General features: G+C 73.0%; 22 protein-coding genes. 9 read left to right on the top strand and 13 right to left on the bottom strand.

The window, feature by feature from the left end; translation table 11 throughout:
• Positions 1–97: 97 nt before the first annotated feature.
• From ACLQ23_RS04500 to ACLQ23_RS04480, 5 genes are all read right to left on the bottom strand, one after another.
• Entirely contained in the window at positions 98–1,324 is a 1,227-nt protein-coding gene (locus ACLQ23_RS04500) for a glycosyltransferase (protein ID WP_355594952.1), read from the bottom strand.
• Positions 1,321–3,639, bottom strand: a complete 2,319-nt coding sequence (locus ACLQ23_RS04495) for a glycosyltransferase family 39 protein (protein ID WP_355594954.1) — start codon at positions 3,637–3,639, stop codon at positions 1,321–1,323. Before ACLQ23_RS04495 ends, ACLQ23_RS04500 begins: the two co-directional genes overlap by 4 nt.
• A 45-nt stretch (positions 3,640–3,684) precedes the next feature.
• Complete coding sequence (locus tag ACLQ23_RS04490) at positions 3,685–5,190, bottom strand: sensor histidine kinase (RefSeq protein ID WP_425880375.1); 1,506 nt, start codon at positions 5,188–5,190, stop codon at positions 3,685–3,687.
• A complete protein-coding gene (locus ACLQ23_RS04485) occupies positions 5,168–5,914 on the bottom strand; it encodes a response regulator transcription factor (RefSeq protein ID WP_355594958.1) in 747 nt (248 codons plus the stop codon). Before ACLQ23_RS04485 ends, ACLQ23_RS04490 begins: the two co-directional genes overlap by 23 nt.
• A gap of 103 nt (positions 5,915–6,017) precedes the next feature.
• Positions 6,018–6,269, bottom strand: coding sequence for a hypothetical protein (locus tag ACLQ23_RS04480; protein WP_355594960.1), 252 nt, complete (start codon positions 6,267–6,269; stop codon positions 6,018–6,020).
• 157 nt (positions 6,270–6,426) lie between these two features.
• Between ACLQ23_RS04480 and ACLQ23_RS04475 the strand changes: the two genes are divergently transcribed.
• The 3 genes from ACLQ23_RS04475 to ACLQ23_RS04465 all read left to right on the top strand — a co-directional run bounded on the left by ACLQ23_RS04475 (position 6,427) and on the right by ACLQ23_RS04465 (position 8,995).
• On the top strand, positions 6,427–7,368 hold the full coding sequence (locus ACLQ23_RS04475; RefSeq protein ID WP_355594962.1) for a serine/threonine-protein kinase: 942 nt from the start codon (positions 6,427–6,429) through the stop codon (positions 7,366–7,368).
• A 69-nt stretch (positions 7,369–7,437) separates the two neighbouring features.
• Positions 7,438–7,863: an OsmC family protein gene (locus tag ACLQ23_RS04470; protein ID WP_355594964.1), complete on the top strand. Its 426-nt coding sequence runs from the start codon at positions 7,438–7,440 to the stop codon at positions 7,861–7,863.
• A gap of 283 nt (positions 7,864–8,146) precedes the next feature.
• Positions 8,147–8,995, top strand: coding sequence for a hypothetical protein (locus tag ACLQ23_RS04465; RefSeq protein ID WP_425880374.1), 849 nt, complete (start codon positions 8,147–8,149; stop codon positions 8,993–8,995).
• 21 nt (positions 8,996–9,016) lie between these two features.
• Here the strand turns inward: ACLQ23_RS04465 and ACLQ23_RS04460 are convergent, their stop codons facing one another.
• From ACLQ23_RS04460 to ACLQ23_RS04440, 5 genes are all read right to left on the bottom strand, one after another.
• Positions 9,017–9,544 (bottom strand): ATPase, encoded by a 528-nt coding sequence (locus tag ACLQ23_RS04460; RefSeq protein ID WP_355594967.1) that lies wholly within the window; start codon positions 9,542–9,544, stop codon positions 9,017–9,019.
• Positions 9,545–9,700: 156 nt separating this feature from the next.
• The gene (locus ACLQ23_RS04455) at positions 9,701–10,144 is read right to left on the bottom strand and encodes a response regulator (protein ID WP_053657802.1); all 444 of its coding nucleotides are present in this window, start codon (positions 10,142–10,144) and stop codon (positions 9,701–9,703) included.
• A 69-nt stretch (positions 10,145–10,213) separates the two neighbouring features.
• Positions 10,214–10,561: an STAS domain-containing protein gene (locus tag ACLQ23_RS04450; RefSeq protein WP_053657804.1), complete on the bottom strand. Its 348-nt coding sequence runs from the start codon at positions 10,559–10,561 to the stop codon at positions 10,214–10,216.
• 116 nt (positions 10,562–10,677) lie between these two features.
• Positions 10,678–11,727 (bottom strand): cobalamin B12-binding domain-containing protein, encoded by a 1,050-nt coding sequence (locus tag ACLQ23_RS04445; RefSeq protein WP_355594970.1) that lies wholly within the window; start codon positions 11,725–11,727, stop codon positions 10,678–10,680.
• Positions 11,724–13,550, bottom strand: coding sequence for a SpoIIE family protein phosphatase (locus tag ACLQ23_RS04440; protein WP_355594972.1), 1,827 nt, complete (start codon positions 13,548–13,550; stop codon positions 11,724–11,726). The genes ACLQ23_RS04445 and ACLQ23_RS04440 overlap by 4 nt, the downstream gene beginning before the upstream one ends.
• A 254-nt stretch (positions 13,551–13,804) precedes the next feature.
• On the opposite strand from ACLQ23_RS04440, the gene ACLQ23_RS04435 reads away from it, so the two are divergent.
• Positions 13,805–14,161, top strand: a complete 357-nt coding sequence (locus tag ACLQ23_RS04435; RefSeq protein ID WP_355594974.1) for an STAS domain-containing protein — start codon at positions 13,805–13,807, stop codon at positions 14,159–14,161.
• Positions 14,162–14,228: 67 nt separating this feature from the next.
• Positions 14,229–14,576 (top strand): STAS domain-containing protein, encoded by a 348-nt coding sequence (locus ACLQ23_RS04430; protein ID WP_355594976.1) that lies wholly within the window; start codon positions 14,229–14,231, stop codon positions 14,574–14,576.
• Positions 14,577–14,676: 100 nt separating this feature from the next.
• Here ACLQ23_RS04430 and ACLQ23_RS04425 read toward each other — a convergent pair whose 3' ends face one another.
• Complete coding sequence (locus ACLQ23_RS04425) at positions 14,677–14,991, bottom strand: hypothetical protein (RefSeq protein ID WP_355594978.1); 315 nt, start codon at positions 14,989–14,991, stop codon at positions 14,677–14,679.
• Between the two features lie 201 nt (positions 14,992–15,192).
• On the opposite strand from ACLQ23_RS04425, the gene ACLQ23_RS04420 reads away from it, so the two are divergent.
• The 3 genes from ACLQ23_RS04420 (at position 15,193) to ACLQ23_RS04410 (ending at position 18,332) form a co-directional block, all read left to right on the top strand.
• On the top strand, positions 15,193–16,170 hold the full coding sequence (locus tag ACLQ23_RS04420) for a DUF2267 domain-containing protein (RefSeq protein WP_425880373.1): 978 nt from the start codon (positions 15,193–15,195) through the stop codon (positions 16,168–16,170).
• A 100-nt stretch (positions 16,171–16,270) separates the two neighbouring features.
• Positions 16,271–17,050, top strand: a complete 780-nt coding sequence (locus ACLQ23_RS04415; RefSeq protein WP_425880372.1) for a spermidine synthase — start codon at positions 16,271–16,273, stop codon at positions 17,048–17,050.
• A gap of 124 nt (positions 17,051–17,174) precedes the next feature.
• A complete protein-coding gene (locus tag ACLQ23_RS04410; protein WP_425880371.1) occupies positions 17,175–18,332 on the top strand; it encodes an AI-2E family transporter in 1,158 nt (385 codons plus the stop codon).
• 26 nt (positions 18,333–18,358) lie between these two features.
• Here the strand turns inward: ACLQ23_RS04410 and ACLQ23_RS04405 are convergent, their stop codons facing one another.
• On the bottom strand, positions 18,359–19,660 hold the full coding sequence (locus tag ACLQ23_RS04405) for an NAD(P)/FAD-dependent oxidoreductase (RefSeq protein WP_355594986.1): 1,302 nt from the start codon (positions 19,658–19,660) through the stop codon (positions 18,359–18,361).
• Positions 19,661–19,775: 115 nt separating this feature from the next.
• On the opposite strand from ACLQ23_RS04405, the gene ACLQ23_RS04400 reads away from it, so the two are divergent.
• Positions 19,776–21,227 carry a M20/M25/M40 family metallo-hydrolase gene (locus ACLQ23_RS04400; protein ID WP_355632411.1) on the top strand — a complete coding sequence of 484 codons (1,452 nt, stop codon included), beginning with the start codon at positions 19,776–19,778 and terminating at the stop codon, positions 21,225–21,227.
• Between the two features lie 214 nt (positions 21,228–21,441).
• On the opposite strand, the gene ACLQ23_RS04395 is transcribed toward ACLQ23_RS04400, so the two are convergent.
• Positions 21,442–21,969: a GNAT family N-acetyltransferase gene (locus ACLQ23_RS04395; protein WP_355594990.1), complete on the bottom strand. Its 528-nt coding sequence runs from the start codon at positions 21,967–21,969 to the stop codon at positions 21,442–21,444.
• Between the last annotated feature and the right edge of the window lie 136 nt (positions 21,970–22,105).

The raw sequence follows: 22,105 nt of genomic DNA, 5'->3' as shown, positions 1-22,105 counted from the left end.
CCAGAAAGCCGGACTTGTCTGCCACCGTACGCCGATCACCGCCGGCGTACCGCCGCATCCCCGGACTCCCAGCCTCACCACAGGATGAGATCGGGGATCAGGTCCTCCTGTGGTGCATGCCGAGGCGCAGCAGCACGAAGCGCAGCACTGTGGCGGCGAGGTTCGCGGCCACCAGCACGACCAGTTCCACCGTCCGGGTGGGTGCGGCGACGGCCACGTGCAGCATCGCCAACGCGCCGCTTGTCAGCGCCAGGCCCAGCGCGAACGCCAGCAGTCCCTGCGCGTGGTGCCGACCGGCGTGCCGACGCCCGGTGATGCCGAACGTCAACCGCCGGTTCGCGGCCGTGTTCGCCACCGCCGTCACCAGCAACGCCAGCAGGTTCGCCGGCTGCGCGCCGAGCGCGCCCCGGGTGGCCACGAAGAGCAGCAGGTACGCGAGCGTGCTTGCCACCCCGACGGCCGCGAACCGCGCCAACTGGCGGGGCAACCCGACCGGCACCCGTGCCGGCGGTGCGGTCAGCGGAGCCCGGCCGAGCTGCGCGCGCAGCTCTGCCACCGGCAGCGCGCCGGTCAGCAGCGCCCGACCCAGCCGACCCATCCCCCGCAGGTCCGCCAGGGCGGTGGCGACGATGTCGACGCGGCTGTCCGGGTCGTCGACCCAGTCCACAGGCACCTCGTGGATGCGCAGTCCGGCCCGCTGGGCGAGCACCAGCAACTCGGTGTCGAAGAACCACCCGGTGTCGCGCACCAGGGGCAGCAGCTCACCGGCGACGTCGGCGCGGATCGCCTTGAACCCGCACTGCGCGTCGGAGAACCGCGCGAACAGCGCCCCGCGCAGCAGCAGGTTGTACGCCCGCGAGATGATCTCCCGCTTGGTGCCGCGTACCACCCGGGAGGTTCGCGCCAGCCGGGTGCCGATCGCCAGGTCGGAGTGGCCGGAGATGAGCGGCGCGACAAGCGGCAGCAGCGCCGCCAGGTCGGTCGACAGGTCCACATCCATGTACGCGAGCACCGGCGCCGACGACGCCGTCCAGGCGGCGGACAGCGCCCGGCCCCGCCCCTTGGCGTCCAGGTGCAGCACCTCGACGCCGGGCAGCTCACCGGCGAGACCGTCGGCGACCTGCAATGTGTCGTCCACGCTCGCGTTGTCGGCGATGGTGATCTGGAACGGGTACGGGAAGTGCTCGCTCAGGTGTGCGTGCAACAGGCGTACGCACGGCCCGAGGTCGGTCTCCTCGTTGTAGACCGGGATCACCACGTCCAACACGGCGGCGGTGCCCGGCCGGGCCTGGATGGCGGCACGGTGGCCGCTGGGCGCTGTCACGACGCCGCTTTGGGAGTGCTCAGGTCGTAGACGGTGACACCGTCGACGGTCTGCGCCGTGAAGCTCTCCGCGACCCAGGCGGCGATCTCCTGCGACGCGGAGCTGCCGCCGTTGGCCCGGAAGCCGCCACCACCCAGGAAGTAGTGGATCTTCCCGTCGGCGACGTACCGCTGGAACTGCGCGAGCGTCGGCGACGGGTCACTGCCGTTGAACCCGCCGATCGCCATCACCGGGTCGCCGGTGGCCAACTGGTAGCCGGAGGCGTTGTTGGAACCGATGGTGGCCGCCGCCCAGGTGTACGACGCGCTGTCCCGTTCCAGCAGCTCGCGCAGGGCGGCGCTGGGCTCGCGGGCGTTGAGCAGCCCGCCCATCCCGCCACCGGCCGCAGGACCCTGCCTGCCGCCGGGGGGCACCTGACCGCCGTCGCGCCCACCGCCCGGGAAGCCGGGAGCCTGACCACCGGGCGCCTGATCACCGGGGGCACCGCCGCCCGGAAAGCTCGGCGCCTGGCCGTTGTTCTGGCCGCCCTCCGGGCTCTGGCCGCCGTCGGGACGCTGACCACCGGGCATCTGGCCGCCATCGGGGCGCTGGGCGCCGGGCATCTGGCCGCCATCGGGGCGCTTGGCGCCGGGCATCTGGCCGCCGTCGGGGCGCTGCATGCCGCCCGGGGGTTGCCCGCCGGGGAAGCCGCCGCGGCCGAAGCCGCCCGCCACGGACGGGCCGGCAGTCGGGATCGAGCCGCCGTGCGGGGTCGCGGCGGTCTGGAGCGCGTACGCCGCCGGACCCGCCAGAGCCGCCGCCGCGCCGACACCCAGGACCACCGGCACCAGCCACCGGGGCAGCCGGCTGGCCAGCAGGATCCCGGCCGCGCCGGCCAGGCCGGCGACGAGTACGGCGGTGCGCAGCCACGGATACCAGTCGGGACTGCGCCCGAGCAGCACCCACGCCCACCAGGCGGTGACCGCCAGCGTGCCGGCGAGCGTTGCCGTGGCGGCCAGCGGACGCCACCGCTGCCACATCGATCCGACCGCCGGTGTGTCGCCCGGCTGCGGGCCGACAGCGGGCTCACCACCGGTGGACGATGCGGGCAGCGGCCGGCGCTGCCGCCAGAGCACTGTGCCGCCGATGCCGACAAGCGCGCCGACGGCCGGGGCGAGCGCCACCGTGTAGTACGCGTGGAAGATCCCGGACATGAAGCTGAAGATCAGGCCGGTGACCAGCAGCCACCCGCCCCAGAGCAGCAGTCCGGCCCGGGTGCGGTCGGTACGCGCGGACCGCCCGGCCACCAGCAGCCCGGCGACCAGCAGGATCAGCGCGGCCGGCAGCAGCCAGGAGACCTGGCCGCCGATCTCGGCGTCGAACATCCGCAGCAGGCCGGTCTGCCCCGAGAACGGGCCACCGCCGCCGCCCATCCGGCCGCCGCCGACGCTGCCCACCTCGTCGCCGGTGATCCGGCCGATGCCGTTGTAGCCGAGGGTCAGCTCCAGGATGCTGTTGCCCTGCGACCCGCCGATGTACGGCCGGGCGCTTGCCGGGGTCAGCTCGACGATGGCCACCCACCAGCCGGCGGACACCACTACCGCGACGCCGGCCAGCAGCAGTTGGCGGACCCGCCGCCACAGCCCGGTCGGCGCGGCCAGCAGGTACACCCCGGCGAAGACCGGCACGACCAGGAACGCCTGGAGCATCTTGGTGAGGAAGCCGAAGCCGACGAGCGCGCCGGCCAGCACTATCCACCGGGTGCTTGCCGTCTCCAGAGCACGGACCGTGGCGTACGCCCCGCCGACCAGCAGCAGGACGAGCAGCGCGTCGGGGTTGTTGAACCGGAACATCAGCGTCGCCACCGGGGTGAGCGCGAGGACCAGGCCGGCGATCAGGCCGGCGACCGGTCCGTACCAGCGCTTCACCGTCGCGTACAGCACGCCGACGGAGGCGACCCCGCAGAGGGCCTGCGGGACGAGCATCGCCCAACTGTTCAGCCCGAAGATCCGTACCGACAGGGCCATCAACCACAGCGATGCCGGCGTCTTGTCGACGGTGATCGAGTTGGCGGCATCCGACGAGCCGTAGAAGAACGCCTTCCCGCTCACCGATCCGGCCTGCACTGCCGCCGCGTAGAACGAGTTGGCCCAACCGGAGGCGCCCAGGCCCCAGATGTAGAGCAGGCCGGTGCCCAGGAGCAGGACCACCAGTGCGGCTCGGGTCCAGCCGGGCGTACGCGGCGGCGCGGGCTCCTCGGCAGGCGTGGCCGCCGGCGGTGGATCCGTCGGCGCTGGCTCGGCGGGTGTGGTCGGCGCGGTGTCGGTTCGGTCCATGAGCACCACCCTCGACCGCTGTCCTGTTCCGACCCCGTGCGCCGCCTATGCGCCAGCTGTGGGATTCGGCAGACGGACGGTGAACACGGTCCGGCCGGGTCGACTCTCGACCGCCACCGAGCCGTGGTGGGCCTCCACCACCGCCGCCACGATCGCCAGGCCGAGCCCGGTGCTGCCGTGCGCGCGGGACCGTGAGCTGTCGCCACGGGCGAACCGTTCGAACATCTCCGGTTGCAGCTCCGCCGGCACGCCCGGCCCGTCGTCGGCGACGGTGAGCACGGCGCTGTCACCCTCGACGGCCAGCGTGGTGGTGACGGTAGTGCCGGGCGGGGTGTGCACGCGCGCGTTGGCCAGCAGGTTCGCCACCACCTGGTGAAGGCGTGCCGCATCGCCGGGGACCTGGATCTCCACCTCCGGCAGGTCAAGCTGCCAGCGGTGCTCGGGGCCGGCCACGTGGGCGTCGCTCACCGCGTCGACCACCAGGGCGGACAGGTCCACCGGTTCGGACGCGAGCGGCCGGCCGGTGTCGAGGCGGGCCAGCAGCAGCAGGTCGTCGACGAGGATCGTCATCCGGGTGCTCTCCGACTCGACGCGCCGCAGCGCGTGCGCCACGTCGGGTGGTACCTCGTCGCGACCGCGTCGGGCCACCTCGGCGTACCCCCGGATCGCCGCGAGGGGGGTACGCAGCTCGTGGCTGGCGTCGGCGACGAACTGGCGTACCCGGGTCTCGCTGGCCTGCCGTGCGGCGAGCGCGTCGGCGACGTGGCCCAGCATCCGGTTGAGCGCCGCGCCGACCTGCCCGACCTCGGTACGCGGGTCGGTGTCGCCGGCCGGGACCCGGACCGCGAGCGCGACCTCACCCCGGTCCAGCGGCAGCTCGGTGACCCGGGTGGCGGTGGCGGCCACCCGGTTCAGCGGTCGCAGCGCGGCCCGCACGATCACGGCACCGGCGGCACCGGCGACAAGCAGCCCGGCGACGGCGACCCCTGCCTGCGCGGCGACCATCCACCAGACGGTCTCCTGGACGCCGGAGAGGGGGATGGCGACAGCGCGTACCCTGCCGTCGCGGAACTGCCGGGCCACGGCCCGGTAGTCGCCGCGCTCGCCCAGGTCGACGGTGCGTGGCGCGGCGCCGACCGGCAGCTCGGCCAGTACGGCGACCTCGTCGACCTCGACGACCTGCTCGTCGGGGAACGGCTGCTCGCTGGACGGGCTGTTGGTGAGGGCCGACGCGCTCGTCACACGGCCGTCGGTGATCTCGGCGACCACAGTGCCGGCGGGCGAACCGGGCGGGACGGCCGGTCCACGGCCCGGAAAGGTCGGGCGGCCGGGTCGCTCGTCGCGCATGGCCGTGGCGGGGGCCAACTGGTCGTCGAGCCGTTCGATCAGGAAGTGCCGCAACGCGACAGTGGTCAGCCCGCCGGTGGCGACGCTTACCACTGCGAAGAGCAGGACCAGTGCGAGAACCAGCCGGGTACGCAGTGACCGACCGGCCAGCCAGCGGCGGGCGGCCCGGGGCGGGCGGCGGTCACTCGGCGGGTTTGAGGACATAGCCCGCGCCGCGCAACGTGTGGATCATCGGCGCTCGGCCGGCGTCGATCTTCTTCCGCAGGTACGAGATGTACAGCTCCACCACGTTGGCTTGGCCACCGAAGTCGTAGTTCCACACGCGGTCGAGGATCTGCGCCTTGCTGAGCACCCGGCGGGGGTTGCGCATGAGGTAGCGCAGCAGCTCGAACTCGGTGGCGGTGAGGGTGATCAGCTGGCCGCCGCGACGGACCTCGTGGCTGTCCTCGTCGAGGCTGAGGTCACCGACGGTCAGCACGGCGTCCTCCCGGGCGGCGACCGCGAAGCCGGAGCGGCGCAGCAGCGCGCGCAGCCGGGCGATCACCTCCTCCAGGCTGAACGGTTTGGTGACGTAGTCGTCGCCACCCACTGTCAACCCGGCGATGCGCTCCTCGACAGCGTCCCGGGCGGTCAGGAACAGCACCGGCACGGTCGGGGCGTGCTCGCGCAGCCCGCGCAGCACCTGGAAGCCGTCCAGGTCGGGGAGCATCACGTCGAGCACCACGGCGTCCGGCTGGAACTGCCGGGCCGCGCTCAACGCCGCCATGCCGTTGCCGGCGGTACGCACCTGCCAGCCCTCGTAGCGCAGCGCCATCGACAGCAGGTCGGTGAGCGTCGCCTCGTCGTCGACCACAAGCACCCGCACCGGTTCGCCGTCGGGGCGGCGCAACTCGATCCGGGTCGGCGCGCCCTGCCCATCCATGATCATGCCCCCATCGTGGGCGCGCGGGCTGTGCCGTGCCTCTGCCCCGGCTGTGTGCCGGCTGTGCGATCGGAGTGCACCGACGCCACCGGTCACCTCCGGCGTGGGGTCACTGGGAAACCCCGTAGGCGTCGGTACGCACGTACCGCATGCTCCAGCCGCCCAGCCCGTCCGGCTGGTCGCGCTCGTAGAGGTGGTCGGGGCCGGGCTGTGTCGGGCCGGTGCCGTCGGGGTGCCGCATGATCCACCGCTGGGGCGGAGCGCCGTCCGGGCCGGCGGGCAACTCACGCAGCAGGCCGTCCCCGGGACCGCCGACGAAGCGTACGGTGACCTCGCCCATCACGACGCCCCTCGTGAGCACGCCGGCACGCTCGGTGCGGCCAGCCCTGGCTCGCAAGCTACCGCACCCATCCGCCGCCCAGGGCGGGATCGGGCGACCCTGCGGTTTGCCCAGCTCGGAGCCCGGGTACCGAACCGGAGGCCCCCGCAGTGGGCGGGGCGAAGGTGAGGAGCGGTCGATGCGCACGCTGGACGGGCGGTACCGGCTCGAACAGCGCATCGGGGTGGGCGGGATGTCCGAGGTGTGGCGAGCCCACGACCGCGTGCTGGACCGGCCGGTCGCCGTGAAGCTGATCTCCCCCGGCCGGGACGGCCAGCACGACACCGTCGACCGGATCCGCACCGAGGCCCGCAACGCGGCCCGGCTGGTGCATCCGAACGTGGCGAGCGTGCACGACTTCGGCACCTCACCGACGCTGCCCGGCCGCGAGTTGCCCTACATCGTCATGGAGTTGGCCGAGGGCGAGACGCTCGCCGCGCACCTGCGGTCCGGCCCGCTGGACTGGAGCATCGCGGTACGTGTCTGCGCGGAGGTCGCTGCGGCCCTGGCGGCGGCGCACGCCAGCGGCATCGTGCACCGCGACGTGAAGCCGGCGAACGTCGTCCTCACCCCCGCCGGGGTGAAGGTGCTCGACTTCGGCATCGCCACACCGGCAGGCACGTCGGATCCGTTGCCGGACGGGATGCTGCTTGGCACTCCTGCGTACCTGGCGCCCGAGCAGCTCGACGGCGCGCCGGCCACTCCGGCGGCCGACATGTACGCCCTCGGTGTGCTCCTCTACTACTGCCTCACCGGCCACCTGCCGTACCGGGCGAGCACCGCCTGGGAGCTGCTCAGCGCGCGCCGGTCCCGGCCACCCGAGCCGCTGCCCGAGATCGACGGGCTCCCGGCGGAGGTGGGCGAGCTGTGCCGGTCCTTGCTGGCCGACGATCCGGCACGGCGTCCGACAAGCCTCGTCGCCGCGCTGCTGCTGGCCGAGGCCGTCGACGCCCGGGTGTACGTGCCGATGGGGCTGCCCACGCCACGCCGGCCCGCTCCGACGTCGCCGTGGACCGAGCGGGCCGCCACCGAGGCCACCGAGGCGCTGTCGCTTGTCGACGGGTCGGCGCGGGCCGACTGACAGCGGGTCGCAGGGCGTTTCGCCAGCCCAGGGCCGGGTAGCCGGCGGGTGAGCGACGGGAGGAACGCGATGCCGGATCCGAGTCCCTGGCTTCAGGAGGCCACCGCGACCGCCGAGGGCGGCCACGTACGCACCGACGATGGTGGGCTCTCCACCGCGCTGGCGTCACCACTGGCGGCGCACTGCACCGGGTTGCGGCCGGAGCAGTTGCTGGCCGCCGCGTTCGCGTCCTGCCTGCACCACGCGGCGGTGGAGGCGGCCGGGGAGATCACCGACGAGGCGCACACGGTCCAGGTGCGGGCGGAGGCGAAGCTGGGGCGCGACGACGACGGCCTCTACCGGGCCGACGTGCACGCCTCGATCTCGTCGGCAGGCCTGAGCCGGGAGCAACTGGCCGACCTTGTCGAGTACGCCGACCGGCTCTGGCCGTTCTCCAGCGGCGACAGCAGCCGGCACCGGCTGACCGTCACACCTGCGGAGAACGGCCGGCACTGAAGCCACACGCACGGTCGGTCAGTCGACGGCGAGCACCCGCCGTTCGGTCACCCGATGCACCGACGAATGGGTGACCACGGCGGGTGGACCGACGCCCAGGCGCGGGCGCCACCAGATGCCCAGAGCCTCCCGTCGAATCGGGAATAACCGTCTCGCCCGATCCACCCTGTTGGCGCTTTTGATGGCTCGGTATCCGCTCTGCCCCATGCGATCGGGGCAAATTGTGGCGCATGCCACCGTACGGACCGATCGCATCGGGCCGCTGACTCTCTAGCCTCGGCGGGTGCACCCCGACGACCCCTCCGACCAGAAGCTGACCGAAGCGCGCTCGACCACCCGTACGAGCGACGCCACATCAACCGAACGGACGATCGGCCGTCACCGGGCCCCCGAGCCGCCCCGCCGCGCCCTGCTCAGCTCGACCCCGGTCCGGGTCGCCCTGGCCACCGGCGTCACCTGCTGCCTCGGCCTGGCCGCCGTCGCCACCGTCCGCGCCGCCGAGGACACTCCAGGGCCCGTGCAGCCCCTGGCCGAGGCTCTCACCGACCGCGCCGCCATCGCCGACGAACGCGCCTCCCGGTCGCTGGACCGCGACGTCGCCCCGGCGCGGGTCCTGCCCACCCCCTCGGCGTCGCCGACACCCACCCCCACCGCAACCCGCAAGGCGCCCAAGAAGCCCGTCAAGCCCCGCCGTCCCCGACCGGTCGCCGGCCTCGACCAGGCGCAGATGGACAACGCGAAGATCATCGTGGACGTGGGTCAGGAGCTGAAGATGCCCCGCCGCGCCCTCGTGGTGGCGCTGGCGACCGCCATGCAGGAGAGCAACCTCTACAACCTGGCAAGCGACGTGCTGCCGGAGTCCACGCGCTACCCGCACCAGGGCAGCGGCTCCGACCACGACTCGGTGGGGCTCTTCCAGCAGCGACCCAGCAGCGGCTGGGGCACCGTCGCCGAGCTGATGCGCCCGTCGTACGCCGCCCGGGCCTTCTACACAGCGCTCAGCGAGATCCCGGGCTGGCAGGACATGAGCGTCACCGCCGCAGCCCAGGCCGTGCAGATCTCCGCCTACCCCGACGCGTACGCCCGGCACGAGGATCGCGCCACCGCCGTGGCGGCGGCGCTCACCGTCTGAGCCCCGCCGCACACGAGCGCCTCAGCGCGTCGTACGGCCCGTCGGTGGCTCCGCGTCGCGCCCACCGGCCGCCACCCGGCTCGCCGGTACGCCCGTACCCGCCGCCGCCGTCGGGGTGTCGGCGGGCACCGGCTCGACAGTCACGCCGGCCAGGACCTCGTCCACGAGCGCCTCGCGCCGGCGCCGCGCGTACAGTGCCGCCTCGAAGTCGCGCCGGGCCTGCACGGCATCCGCGTACGCCTGTTCGCGGACCCTCCGGGCCTCCTCGCGGGCCTCGTCCAGCTCGAAGCGGGCCTGGGCCAGGATCTCGGCCGCCTCCTGGCGCACCGCGTCACCGGCCCGACGGGTGGTCTCGGCGTCGTCCAGGGCCAACCGCTGGAGCAGGCCGTTGAGCCACGCCACCTCCTGGCGGATCTCGTCCCACTCACGGGTCGCGCCGGCAGCGCCCTCCACGCGCGCCGCGAGCCGGGACAACCGGATCCCCAGCTCGTCCAGGCAGGAATCCACCTGCCGCTGGTCGTAGCCGGTCTTTCCCACGGAGAACCTCATCGTGTCGCCCCCCAGGCAGCTGTCGGTACTTTCCCCCACCTGGATCCTCGGTCGCGCGGACAACGACCGAGGGGGTTCGGGGAAATTGTTCAGCATGCGAGCGCCGGGGCGATTCGGCGACGGCCGATCACACGGCGGGGGGCGGTGCCGGACGGGTCAGACGCGCTTGGGCAGCACCACGACCCGGCCGAAGAACTCGTCGATGCGGCGCACCACATCGTTGAAGTCGTCCAGGTCGATGGGCTTGGTGACGTACGCGTTGGCCTGCAACGTGTAGCTCCCGACGATGTCGGTGTCGGCGTTGGAGGTGGTCAGCACCACGACCGGGATGGTCCGCAGATCCTCGTCCTGCTTGACCGCGCCGAGCACCTGACGCCCGTCCATGCGGGGCATGTTGAGGTCCAGCAGGATGACGTCCGGCCTGCGGGCACCGCTGTGCCGGCCTTCGGCCCGGAGGAACTCCATCGCCTCCTCGCCGTCGCTGACCACGTCGATGACCTTGTCAACGTCGGAGTCGGCCAACGCTTCCTCGATCATCAGTACGTCACCCGGGTCGTCGTCGACGACCAGGATGCGTACCGGCTGCGGGCTGTCGCCCATCACTACCTGCCTCGGGTCGGGAGGAACGGGACCGAAACGCTCATCGCGCCGGCGGGGAAATCTAGCCCATCAGGAAGCGCTGCGGGACGCCGGGTCGACGCTGTCGGGCTGATATCGCAGCACCTCTGCCAGACCCGTCACCCGCAGCACCCGGTCGACACGGCCGGTGGCGCCGGTGAGGCGCAGCCACCCGCCGTCGGCCGCGGCCCGGTTGTCACCACGAACGAACACAGCCATCCCCGTGGAGTCACAGAAGGTCAGGTCGGTGAGGTCGAGCAACATCCGGCGTTCGCCGTCGGCGGCCAGACGGTCGATCGTCGCGGTCAGCTCGCCGGCGGTGCTCATGTCCAGCTCACCGGCGAGCCGCAGGTAGACGCCACCGCCCTCACGCCCGGCGTAGCTGACGCTGAACGTCACCGTGCTCCCCCTCGCTCCACCGCTGGGTGGGACGTTTGCAGTGCGGCAAGTATACGCAGAGGCACGGACGTCACCGAGGGCGCGGTGATCACCCGGGACGTCCCGGGAGCGTGCCGTCAACGCACGGCGCCCGGGCCTGCGGTCGGCAAGCCGGCGCGGCTCAGCCGCAGCGTGCGCGCCGCCCTGGGGAAGTCACGCAACGCGCTGGCGTAGTGCGCAAGCGTCAGGTCCACCGCGTCGGCGGGCACGCCGCGGCTGGTCAGGATCTCCACAAGCCACTGAACGAACTCGGTGAAGAGCGAGGCGTCGTCGACGTACAGGGCGGCGGCCAGGGAGTCCACGATGTGCCCCAGGTCGCTGATCGTCGAGTCGAGCTGCGCGGGCGTGTACGACAGCGCCGCCGGCATCCGGTCCCGCAGATCGGTGAGCGCGCTGTCGATCAGCTCCCCCCGCCGGCGGACCAGGCTCGCGTACTCGTCGTCGGCCAGGTGCGACAGCTGCGCCGCAGGTACCCGCCGCAACGCCCGCTCGTCGGCGATCAGCTCCGATGCCGCCGGCGCGTTCGGCGCCCAGGCCGCGCCGAGTCGGGCCGCCCACCGGCCGTCCGCGCCGAACCCACGCCCGCCGACCACCACCGGTACGTCCGAGCGCCGGCACGCCTCGATCATCCGGTGCGCGTGCGGCAACCGCATCGGCAGCGCGCAGGCAAGCGCGACCGCCTGCGCGTCGTGCCGGTGCAGATACGACACCAGGTGCGCCGCCGGCACGCTGGCGCCGAGGAACGTCACCTGCCAGCCGCGCAGCCGCAGCACCTCCGCCACCAGCCGGGGCGGCAGCGCGTGCCACTCACCGTCCATGCAGGCCACCACGACCCGCCCGCCGGTCGGCCGGGGGTTGGCGTGCCGGGCCACTGCCGCCACGACCCGCTCGCTGATGTGCGTGGCCGCGTGCTCCTGGGCGACGCTCCACTCGTTGCGCGCCCACCGCTCGCCGACCTCGGACTGGGCCGGCGCCACAAGGTCGAGCAGCACCCGCTCGGGCGCGACACCCGCGTCGAGCAGGCCGAGTGCCACGTCGACAGCGGCATGCTCGTCGGCGTCGGCGAGGCAGGTCAGGTAGCCCGGGTAGGCGTCGGTCGGATCGGTGGTGGCGGCGGGCGCGGTCACGCAGGGCTCTCCCTCTGCTGTTCGGGCCCGGTGGGCCGCTCGGCGGGCTCTTCGGGCCCGGTCGGCCGCTCGGCCGGCTCGGCGGGCTCTTCGGGCGTCGGGACCGAGTGCAGGTGCCGTGCGGCGCGCGGACCAGCGCCGACAGCGCGCAGCGCCAGGACCGCGATGTCGTCGTGGTCGCCGTGTGCCAGCCAGTCACACGTGACCTGCTCGATGCGCTCGGCCAGGGCGGGTGCCGGCATCCGGTGGCACCCGGTCACGGCGGCGGTCAGCCGTTCCGTACCGAACTGCTCGTCGCCCCGGCGGCCACCACGGGCCTCGGTCACGCCGTCGCTGTAGAGAAGGCACGTCTCGCCCGGCGCCAGCCGGACGGTCACCTCGCCGACGCGTGGGTCGGGCACCACACCGATCAGCATGCCGCGCAGCGGCACCGACTCGACCTCGCCGGAGGCGCGCAGCACCAGCGGCGGCAGGTGCCCACCCCCGGCCATGGTCAGGGTGACGCTCCCGTCGCGCTGCGGCCGCGCCACCCCGAGCACGATTGTGGCGAAGCGGCCCTGGCCGTGCGCCTGGGTCGTCTCCAGCAGCGCGTCGTTGAGCAGCCGCAGCAGCCGCCCCGGATGCGACTCCACCCGGTGCAGCGCCTGGAGGCACTGACGGAGCTGGCCGGTGAAGACGGCCGCCTCGACGCCCTTGCCGGAGACGTCGCCGAGGAAGAACACCGAACCACCGTCGGTGAGCCGGTGCGACCCGTAGAAGTCGCCGCCGATCCGCAACCCCGCCTGCGCCGGCCGGTAGGCGGTGCCCCACTGCACGCCCGGAACCTCGGCGGGCTCCACGGGCAGCAGGCTGGCCTGCAGGGTGTCGGCCACCTCCGCCTGGTCGCGGTAGAGAAGCGCGGTGGTCAACGCCGCGCCGGACCGCGCCGCGAAGGCACGCAACAGGTGGACGTCGTCCTCGTCGTACCAGCGGCTGGCCCGGCGGGCGACAAGCAGCACACCGGCCGGGGCGTCCCTACCTGGCACCGGGACGACCCGGGCCGCGCTGTCGACGCCCGCCAGGCCGGGAAGCCATCCGGCGTCGACGGCCTGCTCCACGAGCCAGTCGACGGCATGCGGCTCGACGCCGGTCAGCCCGTCGGCGATGGCTGTTGGTAGATCACTTTCGGACAACATGCCGCTGTCGACGATCGGCGCCTCGTCGTCGGCACGGGACGCCCGCCACCAGCGTGCCCGCCCGGCGCGCGGCGCCAGCACCAGTACCGACACCTCGGCGAGGGTCGGCACGGCCAGCCGCACCACGGCGGCGGCGGCCCGGTCGGGGTGCAGCGGGTTGCCCAGCTTGTCGCCGACCACTGCCAGGAAGGCGGAGCGGGCGCGCTCGGCCAGCAGGGCGTCGGCGCGGCTGACGCTCTCGGTGACGTCCTCGACGTACCAGCAGCACCGGCCGGCGGACAGGGGCACCTGCCGGGCGCTGAGCCGGCGACCGCGGTGGGTGAAACCGCTCGGGGCCGTCTCGCCCAGCCCCGGCACACCGGCCGAGGCGAGCGGCTCGCCGGGCACCACCTCGGGCAGCAGGCGTTCGGCCACCGGGCTGACATGTCGGACGACGCCCTCGGCGTCACAGACCACGAGGCCCTCGCGGAAATGCTCGACGACCTCCGACCAGGCGGGCGTGCCCTGACCCCGGTCGGGGGCGAGCGCCGGCAGCGTGGAGGTGGACCAGGGCTGGACGTCGGCGGGCCACGCCGGAGTCTGTGTGGTGCTCGGCGTGGAGATCCGTCCGTCGCCCGGGTCGAAGTCCCTGACGTCGGAAGCAGTCACCAGCTGAGCCTCACTCCTTGTCATCCACCCGAACCGCGCCTCGGCACCGGCGTCTGTGGTCAAATCTGTTCGACCCACCCTACGCCGATCCGCCCTGAGCGGCATCCCACGGCAGCTCGCGGGCCCTCCGTCGCGTACCGGGCGCTGTCGGTCGACCGTTGTTACGATCCCTTTGAACCGGCCGGGCCGGAGTCATCCGGAAGGGCGTGATCGTGCAATCCCCAGGGCTGCGACCAAACCCTGCACCGCTGCGCATGTCGATCGACGAGAGCGATCCCGACAGGCCCCTGATCCGGGTCGGCGGCGAGTTGGCGTACGCCACGTCGGCGCCGCTGCGCGTCGAACTCGACCGGTTGCTCGCCGACGCGCCGCACACCCTCGTGCTGGATTTCGCCGACCTGGACTTCATCGACAGCACCGGCCTCGCCGTGATCGTCCACGGCTGGCGGGTGGGGCAGCACGTCGACACGACGCTGCTGCTGCGAGCGGTCCCCCGGTTCCTGGCGACGATCCTGGAGATCACCGGCGTCGCCGGGCTGCTCGGTCGACAACTGCCCGCCACCCCCCGGGCGATCGCCGGACCGGGTCACGGGCAGGCCGCCGCCGGGTGACCCGACAGCGGCAGACCGTTCACGCCCCCGGGTTGGCGTTGCGTACGGGGACTGGGAACATGGTGGGATGTCCCAGCAGCTGTTGACCATCGAGGTGACCCGGGTCGACGCCGGGCACACCCGGTTGCGGCTGAGCGGCGACCTCGACTTCGACACCGCTCCCGAGCTGGTCAGCGCGGTGGCAGACCTCCAGGGCGAGGGCCACGAGCGGTTGACGATCGACCTGAGCGCTGTCAGCCTCTGCGACTCCTCCGGGCTGAGCGCGCTGCTGATGGCGCACCGCGCCGCCGAGTCGATGGTGCTGAGCGGGGTCAGCCCCCAGGTGCAGCAGATGCTCGACCGCACCGGCCTCACCGAACTGCTGGCAGTGCAGACCGGCATCGCCGACGGCGACAACGTAAGAGCCATCGGCTGACGGCAACGACAGCCAACTGACGGCCGCGTGTCGTTCAGGCTCGGGAAAAGGGGGGGTGGCCCCCGACCCTGGGACCTGGGGTCGGGGGCCTGAGGAAGGTCTAGGGCGCGGTCATCGGCTGGAGTCGAGGGCCGGTCTCGCGCAGTTCACCGGCCGGTGCGGAGTCGACGTCCTCGGGTTCTCCCGAATCGGGCGTGTGGTACAGGTAGCGGACAAACTCCCCACCCATCTCGTTGTCGTCCCCACCTGGCCACTGGCCGATACAGTCCATTCCGACCACTTCCCGGCCGGTTCCGTCGGCCTCCTCCAGCAGCGCCCACAGGCTCACCGGATAGCAGCGGGTGGCGTCCGGCGTGAGCTGCCAGCGCGCGTACCAGCCGGGTCGGGCGGGGACGATCTCGACGATCCGTTTCATGACGACCTTCCTTCCGCGTGCCTCGGAAGAACTGCGGTCCTGAACCAGATGCTGGCCCACGCGCGGGTGAGCGCCCCTCACCCGCGCCGGATGAAGCCGTCCGAGCGCTGGTCCTACCCGGCCGGAAGGGCCCGTTTCGGCTCCCGGGACGGCGGGAAGGCGACGGGCGCACGAGCAGATCCCCAGCGGAAGGGGTGTCACATGCGCAAGCAGATGGAGGGCGACAACCAGCGCCGCCGGACACTGGCCCGGCAGGCCCGGGAACAGGGCAGACAGCCCAGCCAGTTCGGCGCGAGCCTGAGCGCCTCGAAGCAGCTCACGAGCCTTGAACAGAGCAAGCGGGACGGCCCCCCGTCGGCCGGCCGGCACAAGTCGGACACCACGCGCGGTGGACCGGCTCCGCCGCCCGTCGGCACGGCCGACAATCCACGCCCGCTGCCGCCGCTCAGCGACAGTTCGACAGGTGTGACGAGCGTGGGCTACCACGACCTCGTCGACGACGTCCGGCGTCGCGCCGGTGTCGACTTCAAGACGGCCAAGGTGGGCGCCGAGGCGACAGTGCTGGTCCTGGCCTTCGCCCTGGAGGCCGCCGAGCGGCAACGACTGCTCGCGGCGGTGCCGAACTCGCTGCACGACGTCGTGCCCGTCGACGGCATCGAGCGGCACCAGGACCTGCCCGGCTTCCTGGCCGAGGTGGGCCGGATCAGCGGGCGTACGCCCGAGCAGGCCCGCTATCAGGCCGAGGCGACGCTCGCCGCGCTCGCCGACCACGACGGTGACCTTGTCGAGTCGCTGCACGTACCCGACGGTTTGCGGGAGCTGCTGAACCCGCCGGCTGCCGGCGGCGGCATCGTCGGCGCCTCCACGGCCACGCCAACGCTCGACGACGCCCAGCTGCGGGCGGCCCTGGACGACCTGCCCTACTGGGCGGGTGACAACGACGGCCTGTACCGGGTGCTCGCGCTGCCGCCGGACAACCTGGACCGGGTGCTGGACCGGCTCGACCGGCTGCGCCGGGAGACCGGACGCGGCCCGAGCATCGGACGCCCCGGTGGCACGGCTGCCGTGCTGACAGTGCGCACCACCCAGGCCGACGGGGTGACGGCGCTCGACGTGGACCTCGCCCACTCGATCGACGACGCGATCGACGAGGTGGGCGCCGGGATGGCCAGCGGCTGACCGGCAACACCGACGCACGCGAGGGCCGGCGACGCGGGGTACGCTCCCGCGCCGCCCGCCCGCCGGTGCGCGCTGACGGCCGCTCGGTAGCGTGCCCCTCATGAGCCGTGCTGCCGACCGGTTGGAGCTTGTCGCCGATCCGGTTCGCCGGACCGGACGCACGCTGCTCGCCGCCGGTGTCGAGCAGTCGTACGTGGACGTCGAGGATCCTCTTCATCTGCACTTCGAGTACGTCCGGCGGATCGCCTCGGCGGCGCAGATCGCGGCACCGGCAGGTGCCCCGCTGGACGTGCTGCACCTGGGCGGCGGGGCGTTGACGCTGCCGCGCTGGCTGGCCGCCACCCGGCCAGGCTCCCGGCAACTGGTCGTCGAGCGGGACCGGGAGGTCGTCGACCTTGTCGCCCGGGAACTGCCACCGCTGCCACCGGAGGTGCGGGTCGAGGTCGCCGACGCCCGGGACGCGGTCACCGCCGCCCCGCCCGACGGGTACGACCTGGTGATAGCCGACATCTACCGGGCGGCCCTGATGCCCCGGCACGTCCGCAGCGTGGAGTTCGCCGCCGAGGTGGCCCGCACGCTGCGCCCCGGCGGGCTGTACCTGGTGAACGTCACCGACCTGCCGCCGCTGGTCGGTACCCGCGTGCAGGTGGCGACGCTGCGGGCGGTCTTCGGCGACGTGTGCGTGCTCGGCGACCGCCGGATGTTGCGGGGACGGCGCTACGGCAACCTGGTGCTCGCCGCGACGCACCGGCCGGGCGGGCTTCCTGTCGGCCGGCTGGCGGTGGCCGCACTGCGGGACCCGGTGCCCGGCGGCCTGCTGCACGCCGCCGCCCTCGACACGTTCATCGCCGGCGCCCAGCCGTACACCGACGCCGACTGACGGCCCTCGCGCCGACCGACGGCCCTCGGACACCTCGGTGGCATACGGGCGGCTCGACCCGCAAAGCACCCGTGCCGCCCGCGATGCCGGGTTTCCGACGCCGCGCGTGGGGAAGGCGCGGCCTGTGAGCAACGCCGACGATCGGGCGACCGCCCGCCGCGCCCTGATCGTGATCGGCCTGGTGCTGGCGACCGCACTCGCGCTGGTCTTCGTGTACGCGACACACCGTGTGCTGATCTGGGTCGTGGTGGCCGCCTTCTTCGCCATCGCGCTCAAGCCGGCAGTGGACCGGCTGCAACGCCGGTTCGTCAGGCGGCGGGCGGTGGCCACGCTGCTGGTGTTCCTCGGCGCCTTCGTGATCCTGGCCCTCGTCGCCACGCTCATCCTGGTGCCGCTCCTGGACGATGTGGGCCGTTTCGCCGACCGGGCACCCGAGATGGTGCGCGACGCGCGCGCCGGGCGCGGCCCGCTGGGGCAGCTTCTGGAACGCACCGGCGCCCGGCGCTACCTCAGCGACCACTCCGACGAGTTGCGCGATGTCGGCACCCGGCTGCGTCAACCCGCTGTGGTGGTGCTACGCGCCATCGTGGAGACGATCACAGGGCTGGTCACTGTCGTCGTGCTCGCGTACCTCATGGTGTTGGAAGCCCCGCGGATCACCGGCGGCGTGCTCGCGGCGGCCGGGGACGGTCGGGGTGAGCGGCTGCGCCGGGTAGGCCAGCAGGTGTCGCGGACCATCACCGGCTATCTCACCGGAAACCTGCTGATCAGCGTGATCTGCGGGGCGTTGACGTTCGTGGTGCTGACGGTCCTCGGCGTGCCGTTCGCCGGGGTGATCGCCCTGCTGGTGGCGGTGACCGACCTGATACCGCTTGTCGGCGCGACGCTCGGCGCGGTGATCGCCACCGGTGCCGGCTTCCTGCACTCCCCCACCGCCGGGATCATCGTGCTCGTCTTCTTCGTGGTCTACCAGCAGGTGGAGAACCACCTGCTCCAGCCGCTCATCCTGTCCCGCGCGGTCCGGCTCAACCCACTGACAGTGCTGGTGAGCGTGCTGCTCGCGGTGGAGCTGGCCGGGCTGCTCGGCGCGCTGCTGGCCATCCCGGCCGCGGGCATCGTGCAGACACTGCTCCGCGAGTACGGCCCGCGCCGGTTCCGCCCGGCACCCGCCGCCGACGGCGTCGAACCCGAAGCTGGCACAGAGCCCGAAGGTGGCGCCGAGCCCCGAGGTGGCGCTGGGCCGACCGGTGGCGCCGGGGCCGCCGACTCGCCTCGCGGCTGAGCAGCAGCGGCCGGATCGGCGGAAGCTCAGCGGGCGCGGGCCGCGACCTCGGGCGAGGTGCTCTCCAGCGGCACGGCGTTCGCCGGCACCAGCCCGAGCTGGACCGCCGGACGGGTCAGCGCGGCGTCCAACGCCCAGTCGGCGCCGACGCGCGTGCGGTTTCCCGGCATCGCCATCAGGTGGTACGCCCGGGTGACCGCCTTCGCCGGCAGCCCCGCCAGCGGCACCTGCAACGGGTTCGCCGCCGCGTCCTTGCCTCCCAGGTCGACGACCCACCCCAGGTCGTGGTGCTTGTACGGCTTGCGCCGGCCGAAGCCGTACGACGCGGCGATGTTGTGCGCGGCCAGCTTGCCCTGCCGCTGGGCGTGCTGGGCGGTCATCGTGCAGACCTCGCCGGGTCGGGCCAGGTCGGGCACCGCGGAGGCGTCGCCGCAGGCGTACACCTCGGGATAGCCGGGGACGTTGAGGAACTCGTCGACGACCAGGCGACCCTTCTCGGTGCGCAGACCCAGCTCGCTGACGAACGGGTCGGGGCGCACCCCGACGCACCAGACGAGCGAGCAGGTGGGCACGTACTCGCCGTCGGTGAGCTTCACACCGTCGGCGGTCGCCTCGGCCACCGAGGTGCCCATCCGGACGTCGACGCCGCGCCTTTCGAGCACCCGGTGGGCCGTCCGCGACATCCGCTTGTCCAGCTCGGGCAGGACACGGGGGGCGACGTCCAGCAGCATCCACCGGGGGCGGACGGTGAGCCGCGGCCGCTGCGCGTGCAGCCGGTCGGTGAACAACTGCCCGTGCGCGGCGACCTCGGTCCCGGTGTAGCCCGCGCCGACCACCACGAACGTGGCGCGCGCCTGCTGCTCCGCCGGGTCCTCGGCCTGCTCGGCCAGCTCGATCTGGCGGACGATGTGATCGTGCAGGTAGACAGCCTCGGGCAGGCCGCGGAAGCCGTGCGCGTACTCGGTGACGCCCGGGATGGGCAGCAGCTTGTTGACGCTGCCCACGGCGAGAATCAGCCTGTCGTACGCCAGCCGGTTGCGGTCGCCCTCGGCCTGGGTGAAACCGACCCAGCGGTTCTGGAGGTCGACGTGGTCCGCCTCGCCGATGACCACCCGGACGCCCTTGAGGGTCCCGGTCAACGGCACGGCGATCCGTCTGGGCTCGACCACGCCGGCCGCCACCTCGGGCAGCAGCGGCAGGTACAGGAAGTAGTCGGTGGAGTTGAGCACCACGATCTCAGCCCGGTCCCGGGCGATCCGGCTCAACGTCTTCGCCGCGTGGTAACCGGCGAACCCGGCCCCCACGATCACCACACGAGGTTTCGTCATTGCGGGGCGTTTCCCGTCGAATCCCCGGACAAACGTGCGACCCCGCGCCGAACCTGCACAACATCAACGACGGACGATATGGACAGACACCTCCATCGATGGGCAGGATGCCGGAATGGGATCAGACCAGACCGGCGAGCGGCCCACGAAGCCCACCCGCCGCAGCTTCCTGTCCGCCTCGGCCGCCGCCACCGCCGCGACCGCCGCCACCGTCGCGCTGCCCGCGCTCACCGCGCCCGCCACCGCCAACCCGTCGCACCCCGCCGGCCCCGGACGCCCCGCCCGCCCCCAGCGCCCCGACCGTGAGCTGCGCGACCTGCTGCGCCAGGTCGACCCCCGACGGATCGAGGCGATCGTGCGCCGGCTTGCCGCGTTCGGCACCCGACACACCCTCTCCGACCAGGACGACCCCCACCGGGGCATCGGCGCCGCCCGGGACTGGATTTACGCCCGCATGCAGGAGTACGCGGCCACGTCCGGCGGCCGCATGACAGTCGAGCTCCAGTCGTACGTCCAGCAGCCCGCGTCCCGGATCCCCACCGCCACCCGGATCACCAACGTCGTGGCCACAGTGCGGGGTCAGAGCGCCCCGAACCGGACGTACGTGGTGACCGGCCACTACGACTCCCGGGTCACCGACGTGATGGACGCCGTGAGCGACGCGCCGGGCGCCGACGACGACGCGTCGGGGGTGGCCGTCGTCATGGAGCTGGCCCGCCTGATGGCCACCCGTCCCACAGCGGCCACCATCGTGTTCGCCGCGGTCGCCGCCGAGGAGCAGGGCCTGTACGGGTCTGCGTACCTGGCCCAGCAACTCAAGGCAGCCGGCGCGGACGTGCAGGGCATGTTCAGCGACGACATCGTGGGCAGCAGCACCGCCGACGACGGCACCCGCGACCCGTACTCGGTGCGCCTGTTCGCCGAGGGCGTGCCGACGGCGGAGACACCTGCGGAGGCCACCACCCGGCAGTCCGTCGGCGGCGAGAACGACTCGCCGTCGCGGCAGCTCGCCCGGTTCGTCCGGGACGTGGCCGACAACGACGACACCGGCATGCGCGTACGGGTGATCTACCGGCGGGACCGCTACCTGCGCGGCAGCGACCACATCTCGTTCCTGCGGGAGGGCTGGCCGGCGGCCCGGTTCACCGAGCCCAACGAGGACTTCGCCCACCAGCACCAGGACGTCCGGGTGCAGGACGGCAAACAGTACGGCGACCTGCCCGAGTTCTGCGACTTCACGTACATCGCCCGGGTGGCCCGGGTCAACGGCGCGGCGCTCTGGTCACTGGCCCAGGCGCCCGGCACACCCAAGGGCGCCATCATCGTCACCACCGACCTGACGAACAACACCACACTGCGCTGGCAGCGCGGCGACGAGCCGAACCTGACCGGGTACGAGGTGGTGTGGCGGGAGACCACCGCCGCCGAGTGGCAGCGCGTGATCCCGGTCGGTGACGTCACCGAGGTCAGCATCGACCTGTCCAAGGACAACGTGTTCTTCGGCATCCGCGCGGTCAACAGCAACGGCCTGCGCAGCCCGGTGGCCTTCCCCCGCCCCGGCAGCTGACACCGCCGCGCGGCGCCGCGCGCCGCCGCCCGCCCGCCCGCTCGCTCGCCCGCCCGCCCGCTCAAGATCCGCGCAACATCAGGGATCCTGCTGCCTCAACTGTTGGTGAGGCAGCACTTTCCCTGACGTTGCGCGGATCTTGGCGGTACTTTCCCTGACGTTGCGCGGATCTTGGCGGTACTTTCCCTGACGTTGCGCGGATCTTGGCGGGCGGTCACGTGGGGGTCGGCGCGGTGATCGCCCACCGTTCGTGGTCCCGCCACGCGCCGTCGATGAACAGGTAGTCCGGGGAGAAGCCCTCCAGCCGGAAACCCAACTTGCGGGCCACCCGCCGGGACGGCTCGTTGCCCGGCTGGATGTTCGCCTCCAGCCGGTGCAGGCCGCCAGCGCTGAACGCGTGGTCGATGACAAGGGCGACGCCCGCCGAGGCATGTCCGGTGCCGCTGTACGGCTGGAACGCCGCGTACCCCAGGTAGCCGCCGCGCAGCGCGCCCAGCACGATGCCGCTGATGGTGACGTAGCCGGCGATGTCACCGCTGGCCCGGTCGCAGATGAGGTAACCGGAGCTGTCCCGGCGGCGGATCTTGCGCAGATATCCGGCGTACTCCTCGGGGCTGCTCGGCGCGAGCAGCCACGGGTGGTGCAGGTCCCGACTGCGCCGCGCGGCGGCCACGAACTCGTCGACGTCGGTGGGGCGGGGTCGTCGGATCGCGGCGGGACCGCCGGTACGCAGGTATCTCACGGCCGCCCACTCTGACCGACCAGCGCGGCCGTTGTCCAACCCGCGCGTGCCTGTGCCTGTGCCGCGTGCGCGTGCCCGTGCGCAGTGCTCGAACCACGATTCAGTGGTCTCCCCTGGCCCGCGTGACCACCGGATC

It is taken from the genome of Micromonospora sp. DT41, assembly GCF_049841715.1.
Lineage (GTDB): Bacteria > Actinomycetota > Actinomycetes > Mycobacteriales > Micromonosporaceae > Micromonospora > Micromonospora profundi.
Note: the sequence above shows the minus strand (reverse complement) of the source record. Positions and strands in the feature narration are given on the sequence as shown.